Below are 19,112 nucleotides of genomic sequence, written 5' to 3' on the forward strand. Positions count from 1 at the left end.
AACCTCTCGATCCATGAAACCGTGGACGCAGGCTAGAGGCGGGAGACGCCCCGCTCACCCCCCTGTTCAGGGGGTCATTGTCCGAACTGGCCGGTTTTCAGAAAATCCTCACCCACCAGCCGCCAGGTCAGGGCATGGGCGCCGCCAAGCTCGGCCTCGGGCGGCAGGAAGAAGTGGCCGATCCCGCCCTTCTGGAAAATGCGTTGGGCGGCCGTGCCGCCGGTTCCCAGCGTGGACCAGCCCTCGGGGCGGTGGAAGAAAGTCAGCGCCGGGCGCATATGGCCTTCGACGCCGGGGCCGTAATAGAGCGCGATGTCGGCATTGGCGCCAAGATGTGCGTCGGTGGTGTGGACGGCGCAGTAGCTGACGGTCAGCCCGCCGGGATTGCCGGTGAGCTCGTATCCCGAAAGCGCCCAGCCGCGATCGTCGGTGCCGATATTGTAGGCGATCTCGCCGGCAAGCCGGTCGCGCACGTCATAGGGCCAGACATCTTCATGATGAGCGAGCAGCCGCATGCAGGCATTGCGCAGCGCCTCGGCCGGGTCGGGCGCCCACAGACGGCGCGGCGCGTCCGGCAGGGCGGTGCGCAGCAGATAGAGATCCTGCGCGGTGGACGCGGTATAGGCCTCGTCGGCGCCCATATTGGTGATGCGCGAGAGAACGCCGTCATCGACATTCCAGTAGACGAGCTGGTCGATCATCAGGGCGATGTTTTCCCGCGATGCGCCCAACACCTCCTGGACGCCGTATTGAGCAACAAGCTCCCCAAGGGAGTCCGCCACAACATAGGGCGCGTGAAAGCCCAGCGTGCCCCCCGGCTCGATGGTGCGGTCTATATAATCGCCCGTCGCGGGCCAGGACGAATGGCCTGAACCGCCGAGAAAGGCAAAGGCGCAGGCCGAATAGCAATACGAGCCGGTCTTCACCCAGGTGGCGATGGCGTTCTCGCGGAAGAAATGCGCGATCCGCAATCCCTCGACATAATTGCCGCCCTCACTGGTCATGGTGATGACGGCGCAATTCCCGCCCGTATCGGGCAGCGTTTTGGGGTCGCAATCGACATACTGGCTGACCGCGGCGGCGATCCGCTCCAGATCGCCTTCAATGACCTCGCCTTCGTAGTGGAGATGCGGCACCGGCTTGCCGGCCGAGAACTGCATGGACTGGAGCGTCACCGTGCCGGCAAGCGCCGGTGCGGCGGATAGGGACAAGACGGCGGAGAAAAGGGCAAGAGCTGCGTTCCTGGCGACGCGTTTTGGCATTGGCGGCGAACCTTCCGGCGTGGATGCGTTTGCCCGGAGGCTAAGGGCGGCGGGCGTCACGCTCACCCCCCTGTTCAGGGGGGTCACTCGTCCTTGCAGAAGTCGGCGATCTCCGCGCACAGGTCGGCTTGCGCGCCTTCGTGTCCCTGGGCGGCTGCCTGCCGCCAGAGGCCGTAGGCCCGGCCGAAATCGCGGGGCACCCCGCGGCCCTCATAATAAAAATGACCAAGGGCGTATTGTCCGTCAGCGTTTCCCGCTTCGGCGGCGCGGGCATACCACTCAGCGGCCGCCCGATCGTCCTGCGCGAAGTGATGCCCCAATTCGTACATCCGGCCCAACTGCACGTAGGACGGGGCATGAGCTTGCTCGGCTGCCTGCATATGCCAGAACGCCCTTCGCTCGAGATTTTCGGGCACGCCCCACCATCCGCCCCAGAAGGACTCCGCCAGCCAGTATTGCGCTTCCGGATCGCCTGCCTCGGCCAATGGCGTCCAGATCGCGATGGCCGTGGCTGGATCGCCCTGTTGCGCGGCGGCGCGACCGTCCTCGAAGCTCTGGGCGAAGGCGGGGGCGCAGAGGAATGCCGCTAGCAACAGGGCAATGGATGGCGCGGTTGCGCGCCGGGCGGGACGGTCAGCCATAGTAGAACTCTTCAACGCAGTCTTTCATCGTGGGGATCGCGTGCTCCGCGGCGGGCACTTCAGGGAGTCTGAACGCAGTGGGCCTCCCTCCCAAAACTACGACCGAGAAGTCACCGGGCACTGCGAAGCCGTCGATCATGTCGTACAGGTTAGCGTCCGACTGAATCTCCACCATCGCCGTGTCGCTGTCTGTGCTATCCTTGATCAGCGGTACCCTGGACTGGAATCCGTCAGGGAATCTGAGCACGATGTCTGTAGAGCCATGGACACCCATTAGGAGGGGTGATCGGATAAGCAAATTGGGCTTATCGCCATTGAGCGTGATGGCCAAAGAGTACTCGGGATGATCCATCAGGCCCATACTGCAAGTAGTGATCCCCTGGACTTCAAGCGGTGCTGGTGTGACGCGCCACTCCTGCGCGATTGCAGGTGTTGCAATCGCCATGAGCGCCACCGCAAGGGCGGGCAGAGCACTGGCCTTAACGGTCGAAAATCGCATCTCCTGCCTCCAGTCTGCGAAACCATGCCGGCAAGTTGTCGAGCGGAAGGAACGATCAGCCATTGTCGAGTTCCCTCAGGCAGTTGTGAAGGTTCTCCATTTCGCTGGACGCGCTGGGCAAGGCAGGAATTTCAATGTGGACACCATTGCCTGTGAGGGAAAAATCGCCAGAGACCAGGAAATGCTCAAGGAATTGCAGGCCGGCTTCTCGGCTACTAAAAGTAAGCACGGCCAAGTACGAAGATGGGTCGCTACCCAAAGACATAGTGAATGAGGTGCCTGACGGCAGTGTGGCTCGATATTCGCGTATGTCGTCGCGGTCAAAAAACGCGTCGGCAGAGAGGCCGAAACGGGTTCTGTCTCTCTGGAAGGTGAACCCGACAAGCGGACGCGCTTCCCCTGAGCTGATGTCACATAACGCGCCGAAATCAAATATGAGTGGGGTTTCTCGTGCATACCACTCCTGCGCCGTGGCGGGCGCAGACATGGCGGCTGCAATTGCGGCCGTGGCGACGATACTCAAACCAGGAAATCGCATCGCCATCCTCCAATCCGTGAAATCATGCCGGCAAATTATCGACCGTCGGAAGCGGGCTCACCCCCCTGTTCAGGGGGGTCAAAACACATCGCCCAGCCCGATATCCGGCCCCAGGGCCTTGCGCAGGTCGTGGGCGAGCGGTGAATCGGGACGCGGGAACATATGCCCTTCGACAAAGCCGACCACGACCTCGTTGCGGACTGCGGGCGGCGCGTTTCGGATGATTTCCGTCACCCGGTCGAGGATGCTTTCGCCGTTATCCGATTTCCGGGTCAGGATGTCATAGTCCCGGTCGCCGACGTAGCTCCAGAACAGAGTGGGTGTCGTGCGAATGAGCTCTCCGAAACTGCCGTTGAAGGAAATCGCGTCCTCAAGGATGCGGTCTTTCGCCTCGGGAAAGTGATTGCGCAGCCAGCTCACGAAGCGGAAACTCGTGTCGAGCAACTGCTCTTTGTCGTCGGGGTTCATGCGCCCCTCGGTTTATGGTGGTGCATCCTATTCCCAGTCATGCCCGTAGAGACGAAGGCAGCGGACGATCTCGGCATCTGGTGCCTCGCCCTCGTCCTCTAGCGAAAAGAGCACGGCCTGCCAGTCGGCGCGGGCATTGCGCCGGTCGATGGGCAGGTTGTCTGGCGCGAGGATCGCCCCACTCATATCGACGACATTGCCGCTTTCGAGCAGGAACAGCGCGAAATTGACCGTGTAGTTGACCCCTTTTTCGAGCTCCGGGCGCTGCTTGCTCTTCGGCTCGGCCTCAAACGCCCGCTCCAGCACCGCGTTGCACAGGACGGTATCGTTATAGAGGTCGTAGGCGCCCCGGCCGGTCGTTTTGAGATAGGGCGAGAAGTCCTGAGCCATTGCCACCTGCGCGCTCATGGCCGAAACAACCAGCGCGAGACAGGCGATGCGGTTGGATATGCTGGGTGTCATCGTCCCTCGCTTTCGGCGTTGGCCAGAAACATGGCGATCAGTTGGCGGGCGGATTCGTCTTCCTCGCGGGCCAGCGCATCGCGCAGGATCGGCAGCGCAGTCTCGTGCTCATGCTCGGCCAGCGCGCCCGCGACGTAAACGCGCGTGCCCCATTGCGGGCTTTCGAGCCCGGCGGCGACATCCAAGATATAACGCGCGGGAACGTGGGCGAGGATGCACTTGAACAGCTCCTGCGTCCGGGCGATGTCGTCGCGGCTGTCCCCGTCCCAGTCCGGCAGCCCATCCCTTTCACGCGAGAGCTCGTCGAGCCTCGTGATCGCCGCCTCGATCTCCGCGACGCCGCAAAGCTCCCCGATCCATTGCCCCCGATCCTCGGGCATCGGGGTCCATGGCGAAAGATCGTGCCGGGCATCGCGCACAAGCATGTCGAGGGCGGAGATCTGCACGTTGAGCGGTCCGGGCCATTCACGCCCGAGATCCCCGGCGATGGCATAGCCTTCCCGGACCCAGGCACGTTCCGCCGCAACACTCGGGAAAACGGCGCCGAGCGGATTGTCCTCGCGATAGGTCGCCTGAAATTCCTCGTTCCATGCCTCGATCCGCGCCACCAGCTCGGGGCTCAACTCCAGATCGATGGGAAGGAGCATGTTTCCGCGCTCGTCGTCCCACAGGGAAGAACAGTGATACTCGGGGGCCAGCCTCAACCGTTCCGGAGGCAGCGAGACCTGGGCTTCCACCTGCGGGGCGGGTGCGTGCATCGGAGCCGGCCCCTCGCTCGGAGCCCGCAAGCCGCGCCGGAAAAACCATGAAACCGCGATTGCCGATGCAAGGATGATCGCAAGCTCAATAAGAGCAGGCTCGAACCAGATGCGCCACAGGCCGAGCCGGTCGAGCGCAACGACGAAGCCGAATGCCGCAAGATAGATGAGGAAGGCGCGAACGGTGCTGCGCCGTCCCCGCCGCTCGTTGTCGTTCTGCGGCGGGAAGGCCCGGCCCGCCCAGAGGAGGTAGGCGCCCTGAAGCGCCGCGTTGACGGCGAAGATCGGCAGCGTCCAGCGCGACATCGCCAACAGCGAGAGCCCGGAGGCAAAGGTCAGCGCCGCGCCGAGGGTCATGATCCGCGTGCGCCGACGCTCCTTGCCGGCGTTACTGTCTCCGAGCACGGTGAGCAGTCCATTGGCCATAGCGTCCATGACCAGGGCACGCATGTGTAGAACCCCGCCCGCCGCATAGAAAAGACCGACGGCGAAGGCGATCACGGTGACGATGCTGGCAAAGCTCTCCGACATGGCGTGAGCGTATGGATATCCGGCGATCCCACACCCCCCTGAACGGGGGGGTGCGGCCCTTCGAGCCGGCGTTCAATCTGCCAGCATGACAGATATTGGACAGGCCCAGGACAGCAAACCCAAACCCTCCGTCGGCCGCTTCGTCGGCATCATCGCCGTGTTTGTGGCGCTCGGACCTCCCGTCGGAGCCTTGGCGGTTACGCTTCTTCTTGCCGGTTTGGGCCTCGGTTCGGGTCTCGCCGCGGACGGTTGGTTGGATCAGGGGCGTTTCGCCGTGGGGGTAATGCTGCTCGGCCTCGTGTTTGGCCTGCCGATTTCCTACATCACCGGCACATCCCCGGCAGCGCTGGTCGGACTTGCAATTGCCGCATGGGATGCGCGCACGGGACGCATTTCACTCTATGTCGCGCTCGGAGCCGCCCTGGTGCTGGGCGTTCTGGCAGCTTCGCGAGCGTCAGGTCTCGTCTCGGCGTCGGAAGGTGAAGGCGCCGCGCAGGGCGCGATTCTGCTGGCGCATCTGGCCGCAGCAGGGCTGTGCTGGCTCCTCGCGCGAGCGATCTTCAGTCGTCCAACGGTGTCGAGCATTTCCGGAATGGGGAAAAACCAATGAACACGCAAAGCCAAACCGTAGCGGGCCAGCCTCGGCCCCGTTCGCAATCCTGGGGGCGATTCGCCGGAATCGTGGCCATTTATGCCTTGCTTGGACCGCTGGTGGGCGCGGTCGGCGTAACCGGGCTTTTTACCGTCTATGCCGTGGGCGTCGAAATCGCGATTGGCAATTTCGATGACATCGCCCGGCGGTTCGTGGGCGGCATGTTGGTCGGCACCATTGTCTCGGCGATCCTCGCCTACGCCTACGGGATCGTATCGGCGGCGGGCGTCGGGCTGGTCGTTGCGTTCCGGGACCGTCGCAAGGGCGGGATTTCATGGAGAACATCATTGGTTGCCGCGCTCGCATTCTGGCTGCTGATGTCGCTGGCAGCCACCGCCGTCGTGCCACCGCAAGGATTGGTGCAATGGATCGGAGCGCTGCTTGCCGCGCATGTGCTGGCGGCGGCTGTCTGCACCTGGATCGCGCGCCGGATCTTCCGGTAGCCGGACAATTCCGGCGACAGGCGAGAGGTAATCGTGGAAAAGGCCAAAGGCAGGCAGGACCGGCGCCACTGGGGCCGTTCGGTGGGAATTGTCGCATTTTTCGCCGCGACGGGTCCCTTGGCCGGTCTGGCGACCTTTCTGGTCTGGTTCGTCCTGCTTGGGATAGTCTCTGGAACGCCGGCATCGATCAGCGACTTGGCCGGGGGCGTATTGGAACTGCTGAAGATTGCCGTGATCGGCATGTTCTTCGGCCTGCCGAATGCCTATTCGATCGGCTTCCCGGCGGCCGCCGTGGTCGGCTTGGTCGTGGCGCTTTGGGAATGGCGGTTCAGGACAATCTCCTGGTTGGCGGCCGGTGGGGCAGCATTCGTCGTTTGGCTTGTCCCGCTTCTTTACTCGGGTGACCGATTTGCAGCCGATGGAGTCACGCTGAGCCGAACAAGCGGGATGCTCCCCGCCTATATCGGCGCCACGATCCTCTGCACCTGGGCTGCGCGCCGGATATTCCGGTAGCGCCTGGCATTTCTGAAACCGGGAAAGGGAAGCAGTGGCGACTGAACCAATTCCAGGGCCGGATCAGTGGCATCAGCCTTCCTGGAAACGCTTTGCCGGCATCGTGGCGCTGTTCGCGCTCATGGGGCCGCTCATCGGGGCCATTATCCCGATCATGCTCAGCTTCGGCGAATTGCCGGAACTGATGCAGATCGGGTCCCCGCTCAAGGCGTTCGGCTTCATCTTCGCTTTCGGAGTGATCATCGCTTATGTTCTCGGCGCCCCTCAGGCTCTGGTTACCGGCCTTGTCATGGGATTCTGGTATCGCCGCACCGGCGCTATTTCGTACTGGGGCGCTGTGCTTTGCGCCCTCGCGGCGCTCGGCCTGCGGCTCAGTATCATGGGGCCGCCGCATTTCGGGGGACGGGAGCCGCTGTCGCTCGACAACCACGATTACCTCTGGTTGGCACTGGGCCACCTGATGGCTGCGCTGGCCTGCGCCTGGCTCGCGCGCCGGCTGTTCGTGCCGGTCAGGTCGTCAGGCGATAGATGAGATAAAGGGTTACACCGAGCAGCACTGCGCCCGCCATCATGGCGATGGTGATATTGCGATCCCTTTGCGCTTGCTGCTTGTATTGCAGCGCCAGGGGCGGAAGTTCCGTCCGATGGCCCCGGCGGGCGTTCTTCTCGGGGATGCCCTCGGCGATAAAGATTTCGGCATCGCGGACCAGCCCCTCGACCCAGCCCCAGACGCTGATCGAGACCTGGCCGACCTTTCCCGTATCCGTATCGAACAGAAAGACCGGGGAATCCTCGCGGGGATGGTAGGCGCGCGGTTCGGCAAGGATGAACCAGGGCGACATGCCATAGCGCGCACCGATGAAGATGGCGTCGTCGGGAATGGGCTCGCCACCCTCCGCCTCCCATTCCGCGCGCCTTTCGCGGCCCATGCGGTTCACTTCGGGCAACTGATCGGCGTAGATCTGGAGCTCGCGGTCGTCCACCAGCCGACCGGCACGGCGACCGATCACGGAAAGCACCTGCCGGTAGCTGCGCGGCAACGCGCCGGTCGTGAATTCGAGCTGACGGATTTCCTCTTCGCTCACGCCTGTAATGTCCTCGGGCCGGGCGATTCCGTGTTCGATCAGCGTCTGGCGCAGATTGTCCGCATTGAGCGGGATCGCGGCACGGCGTGCGTTGAGCGTGGGCGCGCCGATCCATTCGGGCCATTGACGCAGGGGCAACGTCCCGGCATCCGGCACCATATCGAGTTTGTCCCACAGAAAACCGCTGTCGTCATAATCGGTCCAGGCCTGGCCCATGGAAATCTCGACATGATCGTGCGGCACGCCGAGATCGAGCACATAGACGATCCTCAATCCAGCCCCCAACGCGCTCGGCTCGGTCCTGGCCCAAAGAGGCGATTGCAGCCAGAGGCAGAAGGGGTCGTAGGGTCGGATTTCGATGCCGAAAGCGCGTTGGCAATAGTCTTGCCAATCCTCGCCGGGCAGCGCCCCGATGCCGGCCAGCGGACCATAGGCCAGCGGCGGCATGGCGGCGGGGGGATGCGCTGCGACGCCCTCGGGCATCGGCTCGAAATCCAGCATATAGGCGCGATCGAACAGCAGCCCGCCAGCGGCATCGATTGTGCCGGCATTGACAACCAGATAGCGCGCCAGCGTTAGAAGATTGTCGTACTGCTCAACGGTCTGTTCATGGAAATGATGCTCGTAGCGATCGCTCACCCTGCCACCGCTCAAAAGCCACCCTCAACGGTTCCGTCGGATGGTGGAGCGTCGCAATCCGGACCGCAATCCCTGATGATGTGGTTCTGGTAAATATCGCAGAACCCCAGCGCTGCGAACCCGGCCAGAAGGATGCCGAGCAGAACGAGGGCCGCGATGGTCAGCGTTCTTCGGGAGGTCATGTACGAAGGCTCCTTTGTTGTGTCAGGGCAGGGTGCCGGACCCGGCCAGCGCCTCGCGAGCTTCCGTGTGCTGAGGATTTTCCTCAAGCACGCGCCGGAAATCGGCGATGGCGCCCGGCATATCGCCGAGCGCCCGGCGCGAGCGGGCGCGCAGAAGATAGCCTGTCCAATCCGCGCCGAGCGCGATCGCCCGGTCGAGATCGGCGAGCGCCTCTTCGTGTCGGTCCAGCCTTTGCAGGGCTTCGGCCCGGCCGAGCAGGCTGGTCATGTAATCCGGATCCAGTTCCAGCGCGCGGGAATAGGCGCCGATGGCGCCGGCGAAACTTTCACTCGAATATTGCAATTCCTCGCCATACATATGCGCCGCAATGACCATGCGCTCACGTGTCTGCCGATCGGGGTCGAGCCCGTATTCGAGCGCCATCTCGAAGTGAAAATCGGCCATCCTATGATCGCCCTGTTCGAACCAGATGTGCCCCAATTCCGCGTCGCGCGACACGCCGGGCCACAGGCCCGTCACCAGAGCGAGGGCCGCATCGTATTCGCCGCGCGCGCGCAGGACGCGCGACGCTTCGACCGCGCCCAACGCCTTTTCCTCCTCGGTACCGGACATGATCGAGCAGATATGGAGCCTGGCGTCCTCGTCCCGATCGGCCAAGCAATCCTTCAGCGTGAAGGGAAGTTGGGCATGCGCGGGCATGACGATGAAAATGGAAGCAACCAGCAGGGCGCCGGACATCATACTCCATGTTTTCGCGCTGGCGGAGGAGGCTGGAGATCCTTGTCCGGTCAGTCGAAACATGTCTGGTGCGTGCTCGATGTCTGGTAGCACCTGCGCGGCTCGTAGGTCTTGACAGAAGATGATGACCCGGACGAGCCGCTGCTTGTCGAGCTTGATGCGGTGCTGCTGCCGCCGACCGACGTTCCGCTACTCCAGAACTTGTTCCAGGCGGCCTGATTCCGCGCGACTTCGGCATGACGCCGGGCCATCTCCTCGGGATCGTTGAGAACGCTGTTGGCGCAACCGGCAGTGAGAAGTGTCGCGCCGACAAGCAGCGTTGAAATCAGGATTCGTGTCATTGTTCCCTCCATTCTGAATCCTCCGTGATCCTGGGCGAAGGCAGATTCCGGTTCACCCCCCTGTTCAGGGGGGTGCGAATGGCGGGAACGGCGCCAGGGTCGACACAAGGAACGTCACAGGAGGAGGCTTGGATGTATCGCCAGATCGTACTCGGCATTACGGTTGCCGTTTGCCTGAGTTTTAGCCAGTCGGCGCAGGGCCCGGTCGGCCGAACGCTCGTATGATCAGGGCGCTCGTGCGTATCGCGCCCAGAATATGGAGGAAGCCCGCGATCATTTCCGCCGCGCCTGCGATCTCGGGCATGGCCGGGCCTGCTACAATTACGGGGTCATGTCCTATCAAGGGCTGGCTTTCGGCGAGCAGGATATGGAACATGCGCGCTGGCTTTATGACCGGGCCTGTCAGTTCGACCATGCAGCCGGCTGTTTCAATCTCGCTCGCATGGCCTTCAATGGCGAAGGCGGCCAGGTCGATCTTGCTGTTGCCCGAACGGGTTTCGAGGCTTCATGCGACGCGGGACTCGCGAACGGCTGCAACGGCTTTGCCATCATGCTGGAACAGGGACAGGGCGGACCGGCCGATCGGACGCGTGCTCGCTCACTTTATCAGCAGGCCTGCTCGGCGGGCGAAACGGAAGCGTGCGACAACCTCGCCAGCTTCGATATCGGGCCGGTAACGGCCGAAACATTGCGCGCTGGACTGGAAGCCTTTGAAGCTGATCGTTTTGGCGAAGCGATGCGGCTCCTGCGCCCACATGCGGAAAACGGTGAACCGGCGGCCCAATACGCGCTTGGTTTCATGTACACCTATGGGCAAAGCGTCTCGCGCGATTTTCTGGCGGCCGCCGACTGGCTCACACGGTCGGCAGAACAGGGATATGAGCACGCGCAGGACCTGATTGTCCGCATAACACCGAACATCGCCCAGGCCCGCTACCGCCAATACAGTGCTAATACTCAATTCGTCTGCTAAATTGAAGCTCCGACTCTGCCTTTCGCGCTATTTGAGCTCAGGCCCTCGTTAACTCCAGAAGGAAACTGACCAGCCTCACTCCGCTGATGCGCAAAATGGCGTGGTAAGCTTGAACGCACCCATTTCGGAAACTTCTGCCAGACCATCAGCGATAAGTTCTTCGCCGATAGCGCGGAACTCCTCATCGCTGAGCGCAAGGCCGTCGAGGATCTCGTTGATGTTTGAGCGATCGAGAACACAACCGGCTTCCTCGATCACGGCAACCGTGCGATCTTTCGGGGTCCCGGCATGCGCGTTGAGGGGTGCGGAAGGGCAATTTGGCGAGGTGAGCCGGAACACGCCCATTTCTGAAACATCGGCCAACCCTTCGGCGACGAGTTCCTCGCCGATAACGCGGAACTCCTCATCGCTGAGTCCGAGACCGTCGAGGACTTCGTTCACGTTCGAGGCATCGAGGACACAACCGGCTTCTTCGATCACAGCCACCGTGCGGTCCTTCGGGGTCTCGGCATGAGCGGCGAGCGGCGCAAACATGCAGGCTGCGAGCAGGATATGTGAAAGTTTCATCGTCGGGTTCACCTTCCCATGCGCTATGGTTGAAAGGTCTCCACTCGCCGTCACGCGACGGCATTCCCCAACCCTCGTGCCGGAGCCTATAGCACTGCGCTACGCACTCCGCCCCGTTCGTTCAAACGGGCTGAAGCCGGCATGAACTGAAAAGCGCTCCCGGCCACCTTCGGTATCATGGGAAGGCTGCGGGTGGGGCGGTGTCGAGGCAGGCCGTTAGCCGGAAGATACCCCGTGGCATGGGGTCACGTTCGGCTCCCGGATCGTCGGTCAATGCCGGCAAGTGATACCAAAGCGCCGTGTTCAACTCCGGCATCAGCAGCCAAGGTGGGGCCGGCTGCCCCTGTTGCGGCTGCGCCAAGGTAAAGCCCAGTTCCGCATCCAACGCATAGAAGCGCAGCAGTGACGGCAGTTCATCCACCGGCGCATCCGGCCAGTGGGTACGAAAGGCCTCGATGGTGTTTGCCGGACCGGTTGCACGCGCTTCGGACGCGTAGGGATCGCCGACCGGATTTAGCGTTATGTTTCCCTGTGACGCGGCGACCTCGAATACAAACCAATAGTCGCGCTGAGGCGTGGTGAGCCGCAGATAGAGGTCCGAGGAAAACCCGGCCCGCGTCCGTGCCGGGACGAGCGTGATGGCATACTCGTCGCCCTCGGTCGCCAATGTATAGACAGCGCGTTCTGCTGGACAGCCCGCCAATGCGATCTCAGATTGGGCCGCCGCTGCCGCGGGGAAAATCAACGCAGCCAACAGAGTGGCGAGATATCGTTTCACAATGCCTCCTATTCGCCGGCCCGGTTCAGCCAGACCACACGCCGCGCGACGACATACTGGCCCTGGGCGGCACCCTCGATCTCAAGGATGGCGTAGATCGTGTCCATATCGACGGGCAGCATGCGCAGCGTCATGTCCATGACCGCCCCCGCCATGGCCACATGGCTCTGACCGATGAGACGGGGCAGATCCTCCTGATCGCAGTCTCCGGCCCACGCCAGCACGGCTTCGTCCGGCGTCAGTGCCGGCTCGGGGATCTCGGGATGGTTGGCCTCGATCACCCAACGGCCTTCGTCGGCAAGGGTGATAGCCATCGGCTCGGTCATCTCCGCATGGTCGAGCAGCAGATCCTCGCCCAATACCCAGATCGACATGGTCTCTGTTTCGGGGGAAGGCCCCATAGGGATGACCATCCTGCCGGCATGGACGTAGCCGGACAGGTGGTCAACGCGCCAGTCACCCACGAAGTGTTCCCGCAGCCCCTGCCACGTTGCCGGCGAGGACGTTCCGCAAAGGCCCGAAATGTCGCTCGCGCGCTGCGCCAGCGCGGGAACGGCGGCGCAGGACAAAATGGCTGTCAAAACGATGACCGGTCTCATTGGATTTGTCCTCCCTGCCGCAGAACGCTAGTGCCCGGTAGCAGTGATCCGGCCTCCATCCACATCCAGAACCAGCATTTGTCGTTCGCCGGCAGTTCGGCCTGACATCGGGTAGGCCATCAGACCTGCCTCGATCACGCCGGTGAAGTGAAGTGAACCGTCATTGTCGTGGTCGATGTCGAGCATTGCCTGGCCCCCGGCCTCGCTTGACAGTCCAAGAGCGGGATTTCCGTCTTCGTCCTCGAGCCGCAGTTCGAGAAGACTTGTGGTCCCATCGGCCACCATCACCATCAACCGAACGGAACCGATGCCCGATGGCACCTCCTGCGGTTCGGCAAGAATCCGCAGAGAGCCAATGCCTTCGCTCTCGAAATGGAATTCTGACCGCTCGGCGTCGATCCGCCATGAAACAGGTTCCACTTCGAGAAACCCAGTCATATCCCCACCCGGCTGATCGGCCAGCACAGGCGCGGACAGGCAGATCGCAATTAGGGAAAACGCCGCGGTCCTCACTGCAACTCACCCAATACGGCTTCAAATGTCAGGCTAACGTTGAGAGTGTCGTCAGGGTCAGGATTACGAAGTGCAATCCGGTCCATACTCGTTAGAACACCTTGCACCTGGCCCGCGATCGCCAGCACACCGCCTTGGTGCGAGGCGCTCGTAATTGTCAGGGAGAGTTCATCGTCCAGGTCCGCACGGTAGATGCGATACGGATCGGTATCGAGAATTGGGATATCGATTTCTGCGGAAAAGAAGTCACCATCAAGATCGCCGATCCACTCTGCGCCGAGGGATAAGTTGCCCAGACCGCGCTCCCTCAGTGCCGGTGCTCGAAAATAGATCGAAAAACTGGAAGACGTGAAGTCGGACTGCTCTGTCCAGACCGACAGTTCTATCTCTTCGCCTGCGATCGTCCCTGACGCCGCTCCCCCCGGTTCTGCAGCCATGACGGGAACGGCAAGGGCGAGTAAGCCAAATGCAGTGATGACTGATCTGAGCATGGTCTTGGGTTCTCCGGATTCTTTGATGTGTTCGTAGTTCATTCGCCGAGCGTGATCATCGCGCGTCCGAGAACGCTCTGGCTTTGAAGGTCGAGAAACCGCACTTCGTATTGTCCCGGCTCGTCCGGGAGCTTGATTACCGTTTCGGTTTCGTCGCCCACGCGATGGACTGTAATCCAGGTAAAGTCGGGCGCATCAGCTCGTGCCAGCGCCACGCGCCGGTCGGCATCGCCAGCTTCGATTGTCCACGAAACTGTAACGATATCGCCCGGCCTTGCTGTACCAGGAACCATAAGCCCGGCACCCTCGTCTATCGGCGCATCCGCCGCCAGCACCTCGAGCGGTCGCCGGGCCATGACCCGATCGCCGCGGTCCAAATGGTAGCGGATTTCATAGGCACCAGGCTCCGCGGGTGCAGTGAACGTGGCCTGATCTTCGTCCTGAACACGGCGATAGCCACTTTGCTCGCCGTCCGGTGTGCCGCCGGGAACGATGGCTATGTAGTCGCGCGGATGTATGGCACCGGTCCAGGATAGCGTGATCTCGGCGCCGGCCCCGCGCCCTGTCCGGTCCGTCAAGTGAAACATCACCATCCATCACCTCGACCGGGGTGCGGGCGAGCACGCGGTCCCCCGCGTCCAATTGCAGACGCACTTCGTATAGACCGGGCTCGGCAGGCGCTCGAAGCTCGCCTTCGCTCCGACCTTGCATGCGATCGTAATCGGCATAGGTGCCGTCCGCCGAACCGGCGGGAACAATAGTCACGTAGTCGCGCGCGTGCAGGCCCTCACCCTGCCAGGTGACCGGGAATGCCGACCCGACAACGACCTGGGCTGGCGCCGAGACAGTAACCTCGGCATCAACAACTTCGACCGGGGTGCGGGCGAGCACGCGGTCACCCGCGTCCAGTTGCAGACGCACTTCGTAGAGGCCGGGCTCGGCAGGTGCACGAAGCTCGGCTTCGCTCCGACCTTGCATGCGATCGTAATCGGCATAGGTGCCGTCCGCCGAACCGGCGGGAACAATAGTCACGTAGTCGCGCGCGTGCAGGCCCTCACCCTGCCAGGTGACCGGGAATGCCGACCCGACAACGACCTGGGCTGGCGCCGAGACAGTAACCTCGGCATCAACAACTTCGACCGGGGTGCGGGCGAGCACGCGGTCACCCGCGTCCAGTTGCAGACGCACTTCGTAGAGGCCGGGCTCGGCAGGTGCACGAAGCTCGCCTTCGGTACGGTTCTCTAGCCGGTCATAATCCGCATAGGCTCCGTCTTCGGCGTCGGCGGGGACAATTGTCACATAATCACGTGGAGCCAGACCCTCACCTTCCCAGCTCACCGTAAACGCGGAGCCAACCAGGGTTTGTGCAGGGCCAAAGACCTGGGCGGTGGGCTGTTGCGACGTGATGGGCGGGAAAATGGCGTGGACATTGCGCGCGCTGTCCAACGCCAAACTGGCCTCGGTCTGCGAGAAGTCGTCCTGCGCCGTCGAATGCACCGTTACGATATAGTCGCCGAACGGAAGATCCGTGGTGAAAGGGTTCGCGGTGCCGGTCTGCACCCTGTTGAACGAAGTATCCGATATCTCCCAGATCACCTCGTCGGACAGAAGTGGCAGCTCCAGTGGCGCTACTGGCCGCTCCCAGACGGTGTCGTCGCCGATCTCCTCGCCTCCGAGATTTGCGGTGAAGGTGAAACTCCCTGAGGCCGGCGCGGCAGTGACCTCGCGCAAGGCTTGGTTGAGTTCCTGGGCATTGTCGGCAGTCAGGAAGCGGCCGCCGGTTTCCTCGGCGATGCATTGCATCTGCAACAGGGCGTCGGCTTCGCCCCGCACATCGAAGCCAATGACATGGGCGGTAAAATCTACGCCCGCTTCTTCCAATGCGCGGGCGGCGGCGCAGGGATCAGGATTGCAGGTCTCGATCCCATCGGAAACCAGGATCACCGTCGCCGCCTGTTCGGTGTGGCGCAACGCCTGAGCCGCGGTGACGACGGCATCGGTCATCGGGGTCATGCCCCGCGGGTTCAACCCTTCAACGATGCCGGCGATCTCTGCCGCAGTGCCGGGCGCGGGTTCGACCAAGGTTTCGATATCCGCGCATTGCCCGCGCTCGCGATGGCCATAGGTGACGAAACCGAGATTCTGATCGGCGGGGAAATCCGACACAATGTCCCCGACGACATCGCGCGCGATGGTGATTTTGTTTATCCCATCGATCTGCCCCCACATCGACCCCGAGGCGTCCAAAACAAGGATCGTGCTGGGGCGCTCCTGGGCAAGCGCCGCCGGCGCAAGGGCGGATGTCAGGGCGATAAGCCCGGCGGTCACAAGAGATCTCATGCGGCTTCTCCATCGCGCGCTGTCCCGAAGCGGGCACCGGCGCGCTCTTTCAGCTTGCGGAAATGTGAGGACATCTGCTCCAGCCGCGCATCCCACTCAGGGTCGGGCTCCTGGCCATCGGTGATCCTGAAATAGACCTGCATCAGGCAGGTGACGGCGAAGGGCTCGAGAAAGGCAGCCTTGACGCTCCAGGCGAACAGCAACGCGAAAACGAAGCCGCCCGCCGACCAGGCGCCGGGCATGACGTAGACCAGTGCCGCTGCCGGGGCGAGCATCACGAGGAAGATCAGGAAGGCGAGACCATAGGTGAAGAGCGTCAGCCAGGCGGCGTTCCGGAGCATCGCCTTCCAGTTCTGGCCATATAGCACCAGCGCCTCGCGTGCGGATCCCCAGGGATCGGTCGAGCGGGTGCGGATGGCATGGGCGAGGATCACCTCATCGATGAAGCCCACCGCCACGCGCAGGAAGGCCTGCACAATGCCCATCAACTGCCGGACATAGGGGATCGGCAGGATGGACAATACACCGCGCACAAGGCCGATGACGGCGCGAATGACTCCCTTGACCAGTTGGTCCAGCGCGAAGAGCAGTGAGGCCCTGGCCGAAGCGCCCCTTCACCACGGCCGTTGCATGGGCGATCTGGCCGCGTCCTTCCGGCAGGGGCTTGCCGTCAGTCAGTTCGACAAGAACCGCGACATGGCCTGCCTTGACGATGTAGAGAATGTATTCCCGAAGCCAGTACATTACAGCGCCGGTCAGGCCAAAGCCGGCAATGCCGCCCCAAGCCATCGCGGTCGCGCGGAACTCGTCATCCCCGAAGGCGCCAACGCCCCAGCCGACCCCGATACCGGCGCCGGTGGCCAGAATATAGGCCAGTGTGATTCCGAAATAGACGGCGGCACGCAGGAGCACGAAAGGCAATGTTCGGCCCAACAGTCCGAGAGCTTGTCCGATATTGAAATCCCACATGGCTCCGGTTCCTTTTGGGGCAATCAGCTTGAAGGTTGAGATGCGGGAGCAGTCTGTTCGCCCCCGAAATGGCGTCGCAGCCAGGCATTGATGTCATTGGCGACCTGCCCAGGTCCATCGCCCGATACGCCCCAACGTGACAACGGAACCCGTGTTGCCGGGCGGGTGTTGCGAAAAACCAGAACCACCTTCGAGGTGCTGCGGTCCTCTCGCGAGGTATGGCTGCGGTCAAGTTCGGCACTGTCGAGCGCCTCGAGCGGATAGTCCCGCTGACGCGTGCCGAGGCGCGATGTCCGGATGATGCTGACCAGCCCCGACCCTGCGTCCAACCTGAGCCGTGTGCGCTCGGACAGGGCGATATATCCCGCGAGAAAGGCCCCGTTCAGCCCGACCAGCAGCACCAGCGCGGTCAGGATTTCTCCCCCGATCAGATTGGCCAGCCCGATCAGGGTGATCGGCAGGACAGGCAGCATGACGAACCACAGGATAAAGCGCGGTATCGCCAGTTCCAGTTCCAGTCGTTCGGGCGTATTCGTCTCAATACTCATGACGGGTTTCCCTTTCCCTGGCGGGAAAGCCAGCCATTGACGACGCCCGTCAGATGCGCCACTTCTTCGGGATCCGGGCGGAACATGGGCACTATGATCTCGCGCCGCTCTGGTTCCGATCCGCAAATCAGCACCAGCCGGGTCTCATCGTTTCCTGCCGCCGTGCCATAGTGCGCGACGCTTTCCAGCTTGTGCAGGTCAGAGAGTGCGAATGTATCTTCACGCCGCCCGCGCAATGTGGTCACACGCAGCCGGACAAGACCGGCATGCCTGTCCAGGCTCAGTTGAGTCAGCTGCACCAACTCGTGCATGTAGAGCCAACCGATCAGGCCCACCACGGCAAGCACGATGATCCCCGTTCCGGTCGCACCATCCCCGATGGCTGCCAGGCCCGCCGCGATCGCCACCAATATCACCGCCGCAGCAATCACCGCCCGCCGGACCGGACGATTCTCGATCTCCAGCACGCTGTCGGAGATTTGCGTCACGCGCAGCGGATCAGCCAGAAACTCGGCCAGTGTCATGGGCCTGCACCCAACGACGTGTCGATCCGCCCCTCGACGTCGCGACAGTCGTCCGGGGCATCCCGGCGGCATAGGGTTGCCGCAAAGCTGGCCTGGATGCGGCCTTCATCCTCAAGATCCAGCAGGTCGATCGACATCTGCGGCGGCTCTTCCTCGCTTTCCCAGACCGCGCCCGCCATCGCCCCGCGATCGGGCCGCATGTCGATGGTCAGACCGGCGGGCGGCGTATCTCCGGAAGGCTTGCCGTGAAAGATCAGGCCGATAGAAATGCTGCCGTCACCAAGTGCATGCAGTTCGATCATGGTCAGCGGGCCGATATCGGTGATCTGCACCATCGCCGAGCCATCATCCTGACGCATCACCTGCCAGTTCAGTTCTTCACCGTCCAAGTTTGCCCCGATCTCGCCGATGGCGTCCAATGCACCAGCGGGGGTTGCGATTCCGAGGGCCAGGACAAGCGGGACAAGCACCTTCATTGGCATTCCTATCGGCTGATCAGCTGTTCGCGGACGCCCCGCGCCGAATTGCGTTTTGTTCCCATCGCCTCATTGGCCGAGAAGAAACTGATGATCCCGTCCGAGCGCCGCGCACCGGTGCCGAATTGCCATTCGAATTGCGGCGCCGAGGCAATCTGGCAATCCTGAACCAACGCCCATTCCCAAGGCTCCGCGCCGGGCTCGGAACCCGTTGAAGTCAACATATAAAACTGCGGGTCCATTGCCTCGCCACGCACAAAGTCAAAGCGCAGCGGCTTGTTGCCACCTCGAACCGGCACCAGTTCGGTCTGAATGCCGTCCGAACCCAGATACAATCGGTTGCGGTTCCGATCATAAATGATCTCGAAGGTGCTCTCCTGAACGCCTATTGCCACACTCGTTCCGATGGCGGCTTCGGTCCACGTTCCCGCGATCAGCGGACCAATCTGTCGCAGGTCAAAATTACCGGCGCGATGGACGTCCGCGTGGCAGACCGGGTTGGACGGTTCACCGGCCAGTGCTGAGGTTGCCGTAGCGATCAGCAGCAGGGCCGCAGTTCGGGCAAAGGCGGGTCCAGCCAT

Annotated in this window: 29 protein-coding genes; 6 read left to right on the forward strand and 23 right to left on the reverse strand. The window is 62.6% G+C overall.

Features of this window, described 5'->3' with window-relative positions:
• Positions 1 to 74: 74 nt before the first annotated feature.
• The 7 genes from AB2N04_RS14040 to AB2N04_RS14070 all read right to left on the reverse strand — a co-directional run bounded on the left by AB2N04_RS14040 (position 75) and on the right by AB2N04_RS14070 (position 5,159).
• Entirely contained in the window at positions 75 to 1,262 is a 1,188-nt protein-coding gene (locus AB2N04_RS14040) for a hypothetical protein (protein ID WP_367715037.1), read from the reverse strand.
• Positions 1,263 to 1,345: 83 nt separating this feature from the next.
• On the reverse strand, positions 1,346 to 1,903 hold the full coding sequence (locus AB2N04_RS14045) for a tetratricopeptide repeat protein (RefSeq protein WP_367715038.1): 558 nt from the start codon (positions 1,901 to 1,903) through the stop codon (positions 1,346 to 1,348).
• On the reverse strand, positions 1,896 to 2,465 hold the full coding sequence (locus AB2N04_RS14050) for a hypothetical protein (protein WP_367715039.1): 570 nt from the start codon (positions 2,463 to 2,465) through the stop codon (positions 1,896 to 1,898). The genes AB2N04_RS14045 and AB2N04_RS14050 overlap by 8 nt, the downstream gene beginning before the upstream one ends.
• Positions 2,458 to 2,946 carry a hypothetical protein gene (locus AB2N04_RS14055; RefSeq protein ID WP_367715040.1) on the reverse strand — a complete coding sequence of 163 codons (489 nt, stop codon included), beginning with the start codon at positions 2,944 to 2,946 and terminating at the stop codon, positions 2,458 to 2,460. The genes AB2N04_RS14050 and AB2N04_RS14055 overlap by 8 nt, the downstream gene beginning before the upstream one ends.
• A 72-nt stretch (positions 2,947 to 3,018) precedes the next feature.
• Entirely contained in the window at positions 3,019 to 3,408 is a 390-nt protein-coding gene (locus tag AB2N04_RS14060) for a hypothetical protein (protein ID WP_367715041.1), read from the reverse strand.
• A 27-nt stretch (positions 3,409 to 3,435) separates the two neighbouring features.
• Positions 3,436 to 3,870 carry a hypothetical protein gene (locus AB2N04_RS14065; protein ID WP_367715042.1) on the reverse strand — a complete coding sequence of 145 codons (435 nt, stop codon included), beginning with the start codon at positions 3,868 to 3,870 and terminating at the stop codon, positions 3,436 to 3,438.
• Positions 3,867 to 5,159 (reverse strand): hypothetical protein, encoded by a 1,293-nt coding sequence (locus AB2N04_RS14070; RefSeq protein WP_367715043.1) that lies wholly within the window; start codon positions 5,157 to 5,159, stop codon positions 3,867 to 3,869. Before AB2N04_RS14070 ends, AB2N04_RS14065 begins: the two co-directional genes overlap by 4 nt.
• A gap of 85 nt (positions 5,160 to 5,244) precedes the next feature.
• On the opposite strand from AB2N04_RS14070, the gene AB2N04_RS14075 reads away from it, so the two are divergent.
• The 4 genes from AB2N04_RS14075 to AB2N04_RS14090 are packed head-to-tail and all read left to right on the forward strand — an operon-like array spanning position 5,245 to position 7,299.
• Positions 5,245 to 5,769 carry a hypothetical protein gene (locus AB2N04_RS14075; RefSeq protein ID WP_367715044.1) on the forward strand — a complete coding sequence of 175 codons (525 nt, stop codon included), beginning with the start codon at positions 5,245 to 5,247 and terminating at the stop codon, positions 5,767 to 5,769.
• On the forward strand, positions 5,766 to 6,254 hold the full coding sequence (locus AB2N04_RS14080; RefSeq protein ID WP_367715045.1) for a hypothetical protein: 489 nt from the start codon (positions 5,766 to 5,768) through the stop codon (positions 6,252 to 6,254). The genes AB2N04_RS14075 and AB2N04_RS14080 overlap by 4 nt, the downstream gene beginning before the upstream one ends.
• 33 nt (positions 6,255 to 6,287) lie before the next feature.
• Positions 6,288 to 6,767, forward strand: a complete 480-nt coding sequence (locus AB2N04_RS14085) for a hypothetical protein (protein ID WP_367715046.1) — start codon at positions 6,288 to 6,290, stop codon at positions 6,765 to 6,767.
• A gap of 34 nt (positions 6,768 to 6,801) precedes the next feature.
• Positions 6,802 to 7,299 (forward strand): hypothetical protein, encoded by a 498-nt coding sequence (locus AB2N04_RS14090; protein WP_367715047.1) that lies wholly within the window; start codon positions 6,802 to 6,804, stop codon positions 7,297 to 7,299.
• Here AB2N04_RS14090 and AB2N04_RS14095 read toward each other — a convergent pair.
• From AB2N04_RS14095 to AB2N04_RS14110, 4 genes are read right to left on the reverse strand one after another with little or no spacing between them, the layout of a single operon-like run.
• Positions 7,277 to 8,491, reverse strand: coding sequence for a hypothetical protein (locus AB2N04_RS14095; protein WP_367715048.1), 1,215 nt, complete (start codon positions 8,489 to 8,491; stop codon positions 7,277 to 7,279). The two genes, AB2N04_RS14090 and AB2N04_RS14095, sit on opposite strands and share 23 nt — an antisense overlap.
• Before the next feature lie 11 nt (positions 8,492 to 8,502).
• Entirely contained in the window at positions 8,503 to 8,673 is a 171-nt protein-coding gene (locus tag AB2N04_RS14100) for a hypothetical protein (protein ID WP_367715049.1), read from the reverse strand.
• Positions 8,674 to 8,695: 22 nt separating this feature from the next.
• Positions 8,696 to 9,412: a tetratricopeptide repeat protein gene (locus tag AB2N04_RS14105; RefSeq protein WP_367715050.1), complete on the reverse strand. Its 717-nt coding sequence runs from the start codon at positions 9,410 to 9,412 to the stop codon at positions 8,696 to 8,698.
• Between the two features lie 50 nt (positions 9,413 to 9,462).
• Positions 9,463 to 9,753, reverse strand: coding sequence for a hypothetical protein (locus AB2N04_RS14110; protein WP_367715051.1), 291 nt, complete (start codon positions 9,751 to 9,753; stop codon positions 9,463 to 9,465).
• Positions 9,754 to 10,009: 256 nt separating this feature from the next.
• Here AB2N04_RS14110 and AB2N04_RS14115 point away from each other — a divergent pair, with 256 nt between their 5' ends.
• Positions 10,010 to 10,726, forward strand: a complete 717-nt coding sequence (locus AB2N04_RS14115; protein WP_367715052.1) for a tetratricopeptide repeat protein — start codon at positions 10,010 to 10,012, stop codon at positions 10,724 to 10,726.
• Between the two features lie 75 nt (positions 10,727 to 10,801).
• Here the strand turns inward: AB2N04_RS14115 and AB2N04_RS14120 are convergent, their stop codons facing one another.
• The 8 genes from AB2N04_RS14120 to AB2N04_RS14155 all read right to left on the reverse strand — a co-directional run bounded on the left by AB2N04_RS14120 (position 10,802) and on the right by AB2N04_RS14155 (position 16,535).
• Positions 10,802 to 11,293 (reverse strand): hypothetical protein, encoded by a 492-nt coding sequence (locus AB2N04_RS14120; protein WP_367715053.1) that lies wholly within the window; start codon positions 11,291 to 11,293, stop codon positions 10,802 to 10,804.
• A gap of 175 nt (positions 11,294 to 11,468) precedes the next feature.
• A complete protein-coding gene (locus AB2N04_RS14125; RefSeq protein ID WP_367715054.1) occupies positions 11,469 to 12,071 on the reverse strand; it encodes a hypothetical protein in 603 nt (200 codons plus the stop codon).
• Between the two features lie 8 nt (positions 12,072 to 12,079).
• Positions 12,080 to 12,670 carry a hypothetical protein gene (locus AB2N04_RS14130; RefSeq protein ID WP_367715055.1) on the reverse strand — a complete coding sequence of 197 codons (591 nt, stop codon included), beginning with the start codon at positions 12,668 to 12,670 and terminating at the stop codon, positions 12,080 to 12,082.
• Positions 12,671 to 12,697: 27 nt separating this feature from the next.
• On the reverse strand, positions 12,698 to 13,108 hold the full coding sequence (locus AB2N04_RS14135) for a hypothetical protein (RefSeq protein WP_367715056.1): 411 nt from the start codon (positions 13,106 to 13,108) through the stop codon (positions 12,698 to 12,700).
• 71 nt (positions 13,109 to 13,179) lie between these two features.
• Positions 13,180 to 13,716: a hypothetical protein gene (locus tag AB2N04_RS14140; protein WP_149766919.1), complete on the reverse strand. Its 537-nt coding sequence runs from the start codon at positions 13,714 to 13,716 to the stop codon at positions 13,180 to 13,182.
• On the reverse strand, positions 13,713 to 14,030 hold the full coding sequence (locus AB2N04_RS14145; protein WP_367715057.1) for a hypothetical protein: 318 nt from the start codon (positions 14,028 to 14,030) through the stop codon (positions 13,713 to 13,715). Before AB2N04_RS14145 ends, AB2N04_RS14140 begins: the two co-directional genes overlap by 4 nt.
• A 34-nt stretch (positions 14,031 to 14,064) precedes the next feature.
• Positions 14,065 to 16,014, reverse strand: a complete 1,950-nt coding sequence (locus AB2N04_RS14150) for a VWA domain-containing protein (protein ID WP_367715058.1) — start codon at positions 16,012 to 16,014, stop codon at positions 14,065 to 14,067.
• Positions 16,011 to 16,535 (reverse strand): hypothetical protein, encoded by a 525-nt coding sequence (locus tag AB2N04_RS14155; RefSeq protein WP_323032400.1) that lies wholly within the window; start codon positions 16,533 to 16,535, stop codon positions 16,011 to 16,013. Before AB2N04_RS14155 ends, AB2N04_RS14150 begins: the two co-directional genes overlap by 4 nt.
• Here AB2N04_RS14155 and AB2N04_RS14160 point away from each other — a divergent pair.
• Positions 16,528 to 17,022 carry a hypothetical protein gene (locus AB2N04_RS14160; protein WP_367715059.1) on the forward strand — a complete coding sequence of 165 codons (495 nt, stop codon included), beginning with the start codon at positions 16,528 to 16,530 and terminating at the stop codon, positions 17,020 to 17,022. The genes AB2N04_RS14155 and AB2N04_RS14160 overlap by 8 nt on opposite strands.
• On the opposite strand, the gene AB2N04_RS14165 is transcribed toward AB2N04_RS14160, so the two are convergent.
• From AB2N04_RS14165 to AB2N04_RS14180, 4 genes are read right to left on the reverse strand one after another with little or no spacing between them, the layout of a single operon-like run.
• Positions 17,007 to 17,531, reverse strand: coding sequence for a hypothetical protein (locus AB2N04_RS14165; protein WP_011749579.1), 525 nt, complete (start codon positions 17,529 to 17,531; stop codon positions 17,007 to 17,009). The genes AB2N04_RS14160 and AB2N04_RS14165 overlap by 16 nt on opposite strands.
• Positions 17,528 to 18,055 (reverse strand): hypothetical protein, encoded by a 528-nt coding sequence (locus AB2N04_RS14170; protein ID WP_285050450.1) that lies wholly within the window; start codon positions 18,053 to 18,055, stop codon positions 17,528 to 17,530. The genes AB2N04_RS14165 and AB2N04_RS14170 overlap by 4 nt, the downstream gene beginning before the upstream one ends.
• Positions 18,052 to 18,531: a hypothetical protein gene (locus tag AB2N04_RS14175; protein ID WP_011749577.1), complete on the reverse strand. Its 480-nt coding sequence runs from the start codon at positions 18,529 to 18,531 to the stop codon at positions 18,052 to 18,054. Before AB2N04_RS14175 ends, AB2N04_RS14170 begins: the two co-directional genes overlap by 4 nt.
• Before the next feature lie 8 nt (positions 18,532 to 18,539).
• Positions 18,540 to 19,112: a hypothetical protein gene (locus AB2N04_RS14180; protein ID WP_011749576.1), complete on the reverse strand. Its 573-nt coding sequence runs from the start codon at positions 19,110 to 19,112 to the stop codon at positions 18,540 to 18,542.

This window comes from Nitratireductor sp. GISD-1A_MAKvit, from assembly GCF_040819555.1.
Lineage (GTDB): Bacteria > Pseudomonadota > Alphaproteobacteria > Rhizobiales > Rhizobiaceae > Nitratireductor.